A 12407-nucleotide genomic window follows, 5' to 3' on the forward strand; every position below is an offset into this window, starting at 1 on the left:
TGATTGAAAACATTTGAAGTCTAGGAAGGACGAGCACCGAAGCAGAACGAATTTGACATTCGTGAGTACCAGCGCGCAGGACTGCGGGCGAATGCGAGGGTTTGTCTACACGCTGAAAGGACTAAAATGATGTTAGCCTTTTTTATTTAATGCCTAACGCCTTTTTAGATAACAAGAACCGGTACACTGGCAGTTCATCACCTACTTTTGAAGCAATAAACCCAGATGACATATAGCTGTCTTTTGATTCTGGCTCAAGGGCAAGTGACAACAAATTTGTTTGCGGCTGCGCCGTGATATATACCTTTGTCCCTTTTGGCAGCTGACGTTTCTTTTGGGTGAGTTCTGTTTCAAGCTGAATATCTGTTTTGCTCTTTTCGTCTCGTTTTGTTACATGATAGGCTTGTACCGGTACTTTTACACCGACAGGCAATGTGACACTTTTTAACCCTAAGGTTTTTAGCTTCCGTTCTACCCCTTCATGCCCAGGTAAAACGAGATAAGCTGTCGGTCGTTCTCTCGACATGACAGGAACAGCATCGCTCGCACTGTGAAAGCGTACAGGGACATTGATGGTCTGCCCTTTCTCAATATCCACCATTTCCAGCGAATCATCCATCGGCGCTATGAAATCATCTTGAATGACCACTTGATCGTCATCATTTGATTGAAGTCCTTTTTTCACTAGCTTCAGACGCTCCGTCACCATTTGCTGCTTCACCTGCTTCGCATGTTTCACAGTTGTTTCAATGATTTTTTCATGCGTGGTGACTTGTGCTGCGACGCGGCGGGTAAAATCCTCTCTTCCAATGCCAATCCCTCTGCTTTCTACAAGAAATGACAGAGCTGGCGAGAGTGCCAAGGCATTTCGACCAATTCGCGCATCCGTTCCACCTTCATAGAGATCGATCTTTCCATCCTTTCCTCTTGTGCTTGTATAATATAAATCATTCGAAAATCCTTGATTTGTCAGCGTTTCACGGACACCGCTTACGTATAATTCATTTGACGTCAGCCGGATACTTTCGGGAATATTCAAGTTCTTCCCTGATAATATCAGTAAATCGTGATATTTGAGGGCACCCGCTGAGCCGATATCATCAAACTGCTTTTGTCCTACATCGTATTCATGGGCATCAATGACCACTTCTGGTGCATACCGATTAAATTCTTGATGCAGGGCTGTGAGCTCTGGAGATTCTAATGTCATATGATCACGGTTTCCATCCATTCCGTTTGCAAGCCTGCGGTCAAACGCATAAGAACCATCAGGATTAATTCTCGGGACAATGATGATATTGACATGATTGAGTATACGCTCTCCTTCTTCACCAGCTAATCGTTTTGCGATGACGAGAGCAGATTCACCGGAGGCTGGTTCATTTCCGTGTATTTGTGCTTGAAGCCAGATCGTTGGCTTTTTTGAAAGTGGAGAGATATGACGATCCTTTGTAAAGTAGAGGGCTGAAATGGATCGTCCTTCAATGGATGTTCCAATCTGTTTATGAGTAGCGTAAGGACTTTTGCGGACAATATCACGTAAGAATTCTTGAAGCTCTTCTTGCGTCGTAAAGGCTTCTCCTTTTTTCTGAAAGGCAGGGGTGCCGAACGTCTCGTCAGGCTCAGGGTATAGCTTCTTCACTGAGGCTGGCTGTTCATAACTCTTTCCAAAATAAGGGGTATCTGCATGAGCTGAAGTTGGGCTCACCATCGACAAACTTCCTGCTATGAGGCATACGGCAGCAAAAAGAATCGCGCCTTTTCGTTTGGACATGCTATCCTCTCCCTTCGTTGATTTGCATTATAAAGAAAAAAGCAGTAAAAGTGTCAGTATTTTTCAAAAATATATCTTTTGGAGGAACAGGCATGTTTTTTGTATAGGGCAAATGAATCGAGCCTGATCGGCAATATGACCTAAAAAAAGTGCCTGCTCAGGTAGCAGACACTCTTTTATTTACCAAATGGAGATGGCCCCAATGAGTACCGACATGACCGTCATGGCGACAACTGCAAGCACAGCCCATTTCATGCCAAACTTCTGATGCTGATCCAGTGATACCCCAACAAGTCCAACAAGTAAATGAGTCGATGGAACAAGTGGGCTTAACATATGAATCGGCTGACCAATAATAGAGGCTCTGGCAATTTCAATTTTATCTACACCGTATGCTGCCGCTGTTTCTGATAGGATCGGCAGGACCCCGTAAAAGTATGCATCATTCGGCATAAAGAACGTAAAGATCCCGCTCGTTAACGCAACAATGACTGGAATGAAGCCGCCAAGCTGCTCTGGAATGGCAGATACAATCGAAATCGCCATTTCATCGACCATTTTCGTCCCAGTTAAAATACCTGTAAAAACACCTGCCGCAAATATCATCGAAGCAATGGCTAAGACGTTGGTTGAATGAGCCGCAATCCGCTCACGCTGCTGTTCAAGGTTCGGATAGTTCACGATAATCGCCACACAGAATGCAAGGACAAATAGAACCGTTAAGCTGACTTTTCCTGAGACAAGAAGGAGCACCAATAACAACGTAAGCGTCAGGTTAAACCACCAAAGTTTCGGCCGTTTGATATCATCCTGTAGTGCCGCTGCCATTTCATTTGCATGAATCGGCTGTTCGAGTTCAATGACACCAAGACGCTTTCTTTCAGACTTCCCAAGAAAGTATGCCACAACAATCATACTCAAAACCCCTGCGCCAATGACTGGAATCATCGGGCCAAATAAAAGTGATGGATCAACGCCAAGTGCACTCGCTGCTCTAGGTGTGGCACCTCCCCATGGAATCGTATTCATAATCCCCATGCCAACTCCGGCAATTCCCGCTAAAATAATCGGCCGGATGCCAAGCAGTGTAAATAACGGAAGCATCGCTGTTGTTGTAATCATGTACGTTGTGGTTCCGTCACCATCAAGTGCAACAAGCATGGTCAGGACAGCTGTTCCGACGACAATTTTTAATGGATCGCCTTTGACAATGTTTAAAATTTTTGCCACCATCGGATCAAATAAACCAGCATCAATCATAATGCCAAAGTACAAAATCGCAAACATGATCATGACCGCCGTCGGTGCGACTTGCTGCACACCTTTGACAATCATGTCTGAAATTTCAGTAAAATGAAAACCTGCAATAAGAGCAAATGCAATTGGTGTTAACACCAGTGCCGTTAAAACAGACATACGTTTCGTCATAATCAAAACCATAAATACAACCATCATAAGAAATCCTAAGATTGCTAGCACTTTGTTCACCCCTTATGTTGTATACGCTTTCATTAAATGTTGGCATCCCATTTCCAACCCTTTCTGTCATGATATCTGACGTTGAAATTGAAGTAAATATTATGAATTTTAATTCTTTTTCGGTCGATAAATGCATTTTGTTCATTTTGTTCAAACTTTGATTTTGATGGATTCCATGAAAAAAAGCGGTCTCACTCGACCGCTTGTTCTCCTTGGATAAATTGCTCATATCGCCTTAATTGATCCTCCATAAAGATCTTTGCCTCTTTGCTGTTCATATAACGACTTGTCCAGCCCTTTTGTTTTAATTGCTTTTTCCAGGAATTCGTTTGTGTCATTTTTTGAAGAACCTGATCCCATTCACGTATGTCATTTTGACTCATTTGTTTTGGGCCCATCACACCACGCCAATGAGAGAAGATGAGCGGGATGCCTTGTTCTTTCCAAGTCGGCACATCTTCAAATCCCGCTAAACGCTGATTCGTTGTGGTTGCCACAAGCTTTAGCCTTTTCTTTTCATAATCATGACGAACCTCTGTAATCGTGGTCGTTGCTGCATCGACTTCATGTTCTATGAGCGCTTGAAATAAATCATCTGCACTGTCAAATTTCAAAAATTGAATGCGGTATGGATCAATTCCTGCCATTTCTGCCGCTCGTGCGAATGAGATTTGATCATCATTTCCAAAGTCCGGGGCAAATCCAATTTTTAAGGAATCCGGTTTCTTCTTTAGTGTGTTTAATAGCTCCTTCCCATTTGAAAAGGGAGAATCCACTGGGACTGCGACGACCTGCCACTCTTCTGCCAAAATGGCGAGTGGTGTGACATCACTCATTGTCATGTTACTGCTGCCAAGCAAATTACGGCTTAACAATAAGCTTGAATTTAAACTAATATAGTTGGTATCTCGCTCCATCATATATGTCCATCCTTTATCCACCGTTCCGCCTCTTTGATAAAGGATATTCACCGGCCGTTTCACCAACTTCTCCTTCTCGAGCACTGATTTCATTACATGAGCTGTTTGGTCAAAGCCGCCGTCAGGGACACCAGACACCACAATATATAATGGACTGTGCTTCAGGAAAGAGTCGCCTCCTTTTTTTTCATTAAAGGTGAGCGTCATACAAAGGCAGATCATGATGACAAGGCCTATTCCTTTTTTCATCTTTATGACTCCGCTTGCTTATTAGCAGGATAATATTTTCGCTCTGGTCTGCCAATGATTCCGTACGCAAGCTCTGCCCGGCATTCTCCTGTTGTCACGAGATACTCGACGTACCGTCTCGCTGTTGTGCGTGATGCCCCCATTTTTTCTCCGAGTTCTTCCGCTGTAATCCCGCTATTCTCTGATGCCAACAGCGTTTTCACTTTTTCCAAGGTGAGTGAATTGATGCCTGTCGGCAGGTCGCGGTCATCTTTTTCTTTTGGCTCTTCCTGCATCTGCCCAAAAAACAAATCAATCATCGTTTGATTGACTTCATCCTTAGAATTGATAATGTCTTTCTTCTCTTGATATTCGGTTAAAACTTGTGCAAACTTTTGTGCGGTCACTGGTTTGATTAAATAATGAACCACTCCGTAATGAAGTGCATCTCTTAATAGTGTCGTTTCCGTTGCAGCCGTGATAATAATCACATCTATTTCTGGATAGCGCTTCCTTAAAAGAGGCAGCAGGTTTGTGCCGAGCTCATCAGGCATATATACATCAAGCAAAATGAGATCAACTTGTTCCTTTTGGAGCGCCTCCCACATATCCTTTGCACTCTTTGCCTTTGCGGCGACTTGAAATCCTTCTATCTGTTGTATATAAGATTCATGAATGGCAGCGATTCGAAAATCATCTTCCGCAATGAGTACCTTCATCACCATTTATTCCCCCTTTGTGCCTTTCGGTATGTATGCAGTGAAGATGGCTCCGCCTTCTTTTTGGTTCGTCACTTCAATCCAGCCCCCAAGTTCGTCCAATACTTCTTTGACATTAGCTAGTCCATAGCCTCGTCCTTCTCCCTTTGATGAATGTCCTCTTGTGAAAAGTTGTGAAATGGCTCCTTCATTGACACCATCCCCTGAATCAGACACCTCTATGATAATATCAAATCCAATATCTGTGATGAACAAGCTTACTTTTCTTTTCTCCTTATTCAATACAGCCTCAAACGCATTGTCTACGAGATTGCCAATGATGATGATAAAGTGAGATAAACTCAAATGGGCTGGGAGCGGCTCCAAAGAACTATTTTCATCAATGTGAAAATGAACCTTTTTCTCAGATGCCTTTCCTAACTTCCCTAGTAAAATGGCTTGTATTTTCGGAGAGCGAATTTGCTTCATGAGTAAATCATGCTGGCGATTTTGAAGTGTATATTCTTCTTTAATTAAGTCAATGGCTTCATCCACTTGCTTCAGCTCAAGCAAGCCTAAAATAGCGTACAGCTTATTTGAGAATTCGTGTGTTTGCGCTCTAAGGTCTTCTGAATATTGACTTACCTCTGTCAATGTATCCAGCAGCTTCGTCAGCTCTGTTTTCTCCCTGAAGCTCACAATTCCTCCAAAGACACGGTTGTCCTGCACCACTTTTTTCACATTTAAGACATAGGTTTTATCATTGACGACGGTTTCAATGTTCGGTTCAATCGTCTCTGCCTTTAAATAGAAAAGGAGGTTGGCTTTTGGCAAGACTTGGTCAATATGAAGCGGCAGCTCGGATGAAACGCGCAGCATGTGTTCAGCAGATGTATTCATCATCGTCATCGCGCCTTTGCGGTCAAATGCAATAATCCCTTCTTTTATAGCAAGCAGCATCGCTTCTCTTTCTCGAAATAATGAAGCAATTTCATGTGGTTCAAGCCCTAATGTATCTTTGCGAATACTCCTTGTTAAAAAAATCGCTCCGAATATACCAGGCAAGAGCACAAGAAGAGCAATATAGCTAAGCTTGAATAGTTGATGGGCTGTCGCTTGATCGATTTCCTTTTTTAAAAATTCGACGGTGACTGTGCCAATAATTTCTTCATGCTTGCCTGTTTCTTTCATAATCGGGGCACTGCCTCTGACAACGGTTTCACCATTAGAATCACCCGTTGATATGGAGGTTCCCCCAAATAGCAGGGTACTTCTTCCTCTAAATACACTGATGGTTTTTCCTACATTCTCATGGTTCGTATGAAAAAGGACCTTACCTTTTTGATTGGTAATGAAGATGGCATGTGCTCTAACTTGATCCTTCATTTGCTCAAGCACTGCCTGTTCTTCATTTTTCGATGCAGATGTGGCCACCGATGTTTTAATGGGCGGCATATATGAGATTGTTCTAGCGGTTTGCACCGCCAGCTGTTCTGCTTGCCGCTGCCTTTCTGAGGTCTGCAAAAAACCAAAACAAATGGTCAATAACGCAATGACAACAAGCAAAAGCCCGATAATTAACCCCAAGATTTTCGTTTGTAAAGTGACTTTCCTTTTGCCCATCCTCACCGCTACAACCCCTAATTCAAGTAGATTCATCGAATAGACTCTAATAAAATCATATCATTTTTCTTACGAAGTTGAGAGAAAATTCATTCAAACAAAAAAGGACGACTCAAATAGTCATCCCTGTTTCAATTATGTGATGGATAAGCCTGCACTCGCATAGCCTGCTACGGTGTTAATTAAAGATAAGCCTGTTGCAGTCGCAGAGAAAACAACGAGTAATCTTGTTTCTGCTGTAACTGGCACATTCAGACCAGTCGCAATACCGTTTGAAATAGCACCTATGGATAAAATCCCAGTTAAATCTGGAGCCAATGCGACACTCGCTACTTGAGTGAAGCTGTTATCTGGTGTCGGTGAAGCAAATAAGCTAGCGGTCACTGTAATATTCGTACCGACTAAAGCCAATGCTGCCGTGGTACTAAAGTATCCAGCAAATGAAGTAATGGTACCATCCCTAGGTACAGAGAATGCCATATTTAAAAGAGTACCTGCTGCACCTGTTAAGTCAATGATACCACCTAGTATACTAACACCAGTTGCAGAGCTACCAAAGCCAACCAAACTAGATGTCCCGACTAGACCGCCTGCAATCGTTGTTAAAGCGACAGGTAAACCTGATGCAAACGGAATAATTGCACTCGATCCAGTTGCACCTGTGGCTCCCGTTGCGCCTGTATCTCCGGTCACTCCCGTGGCTCCGGTTGCTCCTGCTATTCCTGCGGCGCCCGTGGCTCCGGTTGCTCCTGGATCTCCTGTTGCTCCGGTTGCTCCGGTTGCACCTGTGTCTCCGGTTGCTCCGGTTGCACCTGTGTCTCCCGTGGCTCCCGTTGCTCCTGTTGCTCCGGTTGCTCCGGTTGCTCCTGTGTCTCCGGTTGCTCCGGTTGCACCTGTGTCTCCCGTGGCTCCCGTTGCTCCTGTTGCTCCGATTGCTCCGGTTGCTCCTGTGTCTCCCGTGGCTCCGGTTGCTCCTGTGTCTCCCGTGGCTCCCGTGGCTCCTGTTGCTCCGGTTGCTCCGGTTGCTCCTGTGTCTCCCGTGGCTCCGGTTGCTCCTGTGTCTCCCGTGGCTCCGGTCGCTCCTGCTGTTCCTGCGGCGCCCGTGGCTCCGGTTGCTCCTGGATCTCCTGTTGCTCCTGTGTCTCCCGTGGCTCCGGTCGCTCCTGCTATTCCTGCGACGCCCGTGGCTCCGGTTGCTCCTGGATCTCCTGTTGCTCCGGTTGCTCCTGTTGCACCTGTGTCTCCCGTGGCTCCGGTTGCTCCTGCTATTCCTGCGGCGCCCGTGGCTCCGGTTGCTCCTGGATCTCCTGTTGCTCCCGTGGCTCCTGCTGCTCCTGCGGCGCCCGTGGCTCCCGTAGCTCCTACTCCTGGTCCCGTTGGCCCTGTTGGACCTGCTGGACCTGCTGGACCTGCTGAACCTCTTCTTCCTCTTACGCCTGGTTGACCTTGAATGACACAAACACAAGGATCCTTTCCACAGCAAGGATTTTTCACTGGTTTCCTTGTTTTTTCTTTCTTACAACTATCACATTCCCATCCATCATTCTTATACGCATCATACCAGCTTCCTTTTTGGTAATGGCCTTTAGAATGAGCGGGATAGATTTTTCCACATTGTCTACATCTTTTCATAGAGTCACCCCCATCCATCGTATTCATCCATACCAGGAAAGGTGTATGTACATTTTTATTTTTATTTGGAAATATCGAAAAGACCTTGCGCTCCATGCACAAGGTCTTTCTTTCAATGAAATCTCATCGTCATTTTTAAATCCTTCCCTACCATACTATATTCAATATCCGCTGGACGGATCGCCTCTTTTAGTTTTTTCACACCTTCTCCTTCGAAGAAAGTAGGCGCATGTTTTCCACCAATCAATAAAGGTGCCATATAAATAACAGCTTCATTAACAAGTGACGCTTCTAAAAATGATGCACTCACGTTTCCTCCTGCCTCTACAAGTACCGACATCACAGAACGCTTCTTTAACATGTTTAACACTTCATGAAGATCTGTCCTTTGTTCCCCGTTTGTGACAAATACTTCATACCCTTTTTGCACAAGCTGATCATACTTTTTTTGATCGTACATTCGTGAGGTACAAATAATGGTTTCAGCCATATGATCTGTTAAACATTTCGCATGAAGTGGAATTCTTAATGTGGAATCTAAAATGACACGAATGGGCTGAGTGATGAATGAATCCTTCACAATTAAACCTGCATCATCTTGAATAATCGTTTCAACTCCTGTCATCACCGCATCTGCTTCTTGACGTAAACGCTGTACTTCTGTTCTTGCTTCTGTTCCTGTGATCCATTTGCTCTCTTGATGAGCTGTTGCTATTTTCCCGTCTAACGAAATGGCTGATTTTAAGATGACGTAAGGAATGTCTGATTGAATGAAATGAAAAAAAGGCACATTTAAGCGATCCGCCTCCTGTTTACATATTCCTTCTTCTACTTCGATCCCTGCCTGTTTCAACATAGTGATCCCTTTACCTGCTACAAGCGGATTTGGGTCTTGTGTCGCAATGACTACACGTTTTACACCACTCTTGATAATGGCTTCCGTGCAAGGACCCGTTTTCCCATGATGAGAACAAGGTTCAAGCGTCACATACATGTCAGCTCCCTTTGCCTTTTCCCCTGCCATTTGCAGCGCATGAATTTCAGCATGCGGTTCACCTGCCTTCATGTGAGCACCAATTCCAACAATTTCACCCCGCTGTACAATGACTGCACCGACAAGCGGGTTTGGGGAGGTTTGCCCTTTCATTGCCTTTGCGTTAGCAATCGCCAGCTTCATATAAAAAACATCGTCTTTCATGTGAGTCTCCTTTCTTCTCTTTCAAGGGAAAGAACTCCTTCAGAAAATGAAGGAGTTCTATTCTCATATTTTTTCCATCCGTTTCTTTTCAGATCGATCATAGTAAGGCAAGGAATAAAAAAGTTTATATGACGCTCGTTGTTTACAAAAACAGCATTTGCGTAATTCATATTTATTAATGAGGAGCACATGCGGACAATTGAGTACAGTCAGGCCTTTTTTCATATGTTCCTTGCAAACACTTATCATGAGAATCCCCCGCTTACATTCTTTTTCTTAATGAGAGATTACTTCTTTTGGAAATTGTTCAAATAAGCGCAGTACTTCGGTATGCGTGCCATCTTCTCGAATGTGATAAATCCCACCGTCATATGAGCTTGCATATACGTCATTGCCTAATTGTCTGATGGCACTAATCCCATTCTTCGCAATTCTAATTGGGCCGGTATTGACCTCTAGCTCTGGATTCCACACAACGATATAGCCCCAATAATCTCCGCTCACAATATAGCCAGAGTCTGTGACAGAGACCGATTTAATAGAATACTGGTGTTCATTATGCTGATCTAAAATTCTTCCTGTGTGCAAATCAAACAATCTCACATTCTTGTCACGGCTGACAATGGCAATACGATCTCTTTTGCTATCAATGAATACGTCATTTAACAGCTCTGTCGCCCCAATATATTTCGCTTTTAAAGACAAGCTCTTCTTATCTAAAAGACAGATGGTTCCTTCTACCGCGGCTGTGATGATATGATCTCCTTCTACTTTTAGTGCTTTAACAGCACAATCGTGTGCTTTGGAACGGCCAATTTCCTTTAAATGCTCTGTCGAAATGACATGTACATAACCGCCGTAAGTTCCAATATAGAATTGCCGATCCTCCTCGTGGAAATACACACTGTTGACCGGCCCTGTGTTGAGATCAAACGAAACCATTTGCTGTAATGATTCATGAACAATATGCACCTGACTTGCATGATCTCCCCACGCATAATAGCTTCCATCTCGTGCGACAGCCACTCCATTTGTTAAAACGCCTGTCGATTTAGCGATTTCAATCCCATTTTTTCTGAATTTTCCGTCATCTGATGCTGTGATGATATCTCCCGCATCAGTCAGCGCAATATCATTAATAGAGGGTGTCGCCATTTCGATCTCATCTGATACAACTTTTCCCTTTTCAATAGACCATTCACAATACGTTTTTCCAAAGCTGGCTCCTAGGATCGATTTCTCATCCTCCGTCCAGACAAGCGAGCGCTCCCATTGATATTTATGAGGCAGCAGCGTATCGACTAAATCCCCTGTTTCATAATTCCACAGCTTAATTAAATGGTCATAGCCTGCTGTCAGCAAGTAATTGCCACTTGGAGAAAAATTCACCCGCTTGACGCCCTGTAAATGGGCTTTGATGATTTTTTTCTCCTGTAAAGTAATCGCATCATAAATAATGACGGTGCCATCGTCTCTGCCAAGTGCGAACACTTCTTTTTGATTGCTGCCGCTGATTGTGTCCAGCTCATAATCAAACGGACCGATTTCCCCTACAATTTCTCCTGTATCATACAGCCATACAAGAACGTAGCCATCATCACCTGTTGTATAAGCTTTATCGCCATGTATCCATACCGCTAATACATCCTTGCTATGTCCATGAAATTCTCTTAAAATGGCTCCCGTTTCGATATCCCAGACTAAGCATCTTCTATCTCTGGACACCGATACAAGCAAGGTATCCTGCTTCGCAAAAGCGACGGCTTCTACATCATCCGCATGTCCAAACAGAGAGCGAATCCGAGTATGAGTGTGTGTATCATACAATTGAATGGTGTAGTCTGACGATGCACTCGCTAAATACTTTCCGTTTTCAGAAAGAGATAAAGAGTTAATGATATGCTCGTGACTTCCAATAAACGTTCCTTCTCCTGTTGCCCGGTTCCACTGATAAATACAGCGGTCATAACCGCCAGTGTAAACAATTTGGTCCTGCTGAGTTGATAAAACAGATGTAATTGGTCCTCTATGCATGGTTTTACACTCCCACCTTTATATGTTGTTTTTGACGAGTCACTACACGAAAGCCAGTAAATCGAAAAACGGGATCTGGGTGCTTCCCGTGTCTTCTTGCGACTCTGCATAAATCTCCGCCTCTTGCAAAGGAGCCGCCTTTTAAAATGTAGTAATCACTGCCAAGCGTTTCCGTTAAATCGTCTACGACCTCGATGCCGCCTTCGTATACATGATATTTGGTGTTGACCCATTCCTCGACGTTGCCTCCCATATCATAAAGACCAAATAAGGATCTGCCCTTATTGTAATGGCGGACAGGCGTCGTTTTTTCGATATTTGATTCGTACGTATTACAGTAAGAAGGATCAAACTCATCTCCCCACGGGTATTGATTTCTCGTGTTTCCCCGGGCAGCATATTCCCATTCTTCTTCAGTAGGAATCGACACGTCTATCCCAAGTTTCCCGCTCAGCCACTGACAGAACGAGAGGGCTTCCTCGATATCCATTCCCCAAGCCGGATGATCTTTCCCGCCGCCAAGCTCTTGATTCGTTAAGCTCTCCGGGTACGACTGGCCTGTTTCATCACAATAGCTTTGATACCATTCATTGGTGACGACCGTATCTGAAATAAAAAATTCATTGATATACGGCTGATAGGATGGAAATTCTTTGTACAGCCATTTTTGAAATTTTTTCTCACGGCCGTAGGTTGGATTGAGAAGCTTGTCCTTCCAAAATTCTGAGGCCTTTTTCATATCTTCTTCATTACTTCCGATTATTGCATAGCCGCTTGGGATTTGAATCCAATTGATTTCAGGTTTCACGCTTTTCTCCCGC

The 12407-nt window shown here is 44.0% G+C and carries 8 protein-coding genes and 1 pseudogene; all 9 read right to left on the bottom strand.

Features of this window, described 5'->3' with window-relative positions:
* Positions 1–142: 142 nt before the first annotated feature.
* Positions 143–1774: a M14 family metallopeptidase gene (locus C6W21_RS17205; protein WP_106051783.1), complete on the bottom strand. Its 1632-nt coding sequence runs from the start codon at positions 1772–1774 to the stop codon at positions 143–145.
* 180 nt (positions 1775–1954) lie between these two features.
* Positions 1955–3253: an Mg(2+)/citrate complex secondary transporter CitM gene (gene citM, locus C6W21_RS17210; protein WP_058015708.1), complete on the bottom strand. Its 1299-nt coding sequence runs from the start codon at positions 3251–3253 to the stop codon at positions 1955–1957.
* A gap of 191 nt (positions 3254–3444) precedes the next feature.
* Positions 3445–4422, bottom strand: coding sequence for a tripartite tricarboxylate transporter substrate-binding protein (locus C6W21_RS17215; protein WP_106051785.1), 978 nt, complete (start codon positions 4420–4422; stop codon positions 3445–3447).
* A gap of 2 nt (positions 4423–4424) precedes the next feature.
* On the bottom strand, positions 4425–5123 hold the full coding sequence (locus C6W21_RS17220; RefSeq protein ID WP_189318221.1) for a response regulator: 699 nt from the start codon (positions 5121–5123) through the stop codon (positions 4425–4427).
* A 3-nt stretch (positions 5124–5126) separates the two neighbouring features.
* Positions 5127–6722, bottom strand: a complete 1596-nt coding sequence (locus tag C6W21_RS17225; protein ID WP_106051789.1) for a sensor histidine kinase — start codon at positions 6720–6722, stop codon at positions 5127–5129.
* A gap of 135 nt (positions 6723–6857) precedes the next feature.
* A pseudogene (locus tag C6W21_RS17230) lies at positions 6858–7934 on the bottom strand (exosporium glycoprotein BclB-related protein); the annotation flags it as partial.
* A gap of 532 nt (positions 7935–8466) precedes the next feature.
* Positions 8467–9552 (bottom strand): bifunctional diaminohydroxyphosphoribosylaminopyrimidine deaminase/5-amino-6-(5-phosphoribosylamino)uracil reductase RibD, encoded by a 1086-nt coding sequence (gene ribD / locus C6W21_RS17235; protein WP_106051793.1) that lies wholly within the window; start codon positions 9550–9552, stop codon positions 8467–8469.
* 276 nt (positions 9553–9828) lie between these two features.
* Positions 9829–11586, bottom strand: a complete 1758-nt coding sequence (locus tag C6W21_RS17240) for a WD40 repeat domain-containing protein (RefSeq protein WP_106051795.1) — start codon at positions 11584–11586, stop codon at positions 9829–9831.
* 4 nt (positions 11587–11590) lie between these two features.
* Complete coding sequence (locus tag C6W21_RS17245) at positions 11591–12394, bottom strand: formylglycine-generating enzyme family protein (RefSeq protein ID WP_106051797.1); 804 nt, start codon at positions 12392–12394, stop codon at positions 11591–11593.
* Between the last annotated feature and the right edge of the window lie 13 nt (positions 12395–12407).

This window comes from Bacillus sp. NMCN1 (assembly GCF_002998085.1).
Classification (GTDB): Bacteria; Bacillota; Bacilli; order Bacillales; family Bacillaceae; genus Bacillus.

Excerpts from the sequence above, each read along its gene's own strand:
- C6W21_RS17205 (WP_106051783.1), bottom strand. The coding sequence starts at position 1,774 with ATGTCCAAACGAAAAGGCGCGATTCTTTTTGCTGCCGTATGCCTCATA.
- C6W21_RS17215 (WP_106051785.1), bottom strand. The coding sequence starts at position 4,422 with ATGAAAAAAGGAATAGGCCTTGTCATCATGATCTGCCTTTGTATGACG.
- C6W21_RS17225 (WP_106051789.1), bottom strand. The coding sequence starts at position 6,722 with ATGGGCAAAAGGAAAGTCACTTTACAAACGAAAATCTTGGGGTTAATT.
- ribD (WP_106051793.1), bottom strand. The coding sequence starts at position 9,552 with ATGAAAGACGATGTTTTTTATATGAAGCTGGCGATTGCTAACGCAAAG.
- C6W21_RS17240 (WP_106051795.1), bottom strand. The coding sequence starts at position 11,586 with ATGCATAGAGGACCAATTACATCTGTTTTATCAACTCAGCAGGACCAA.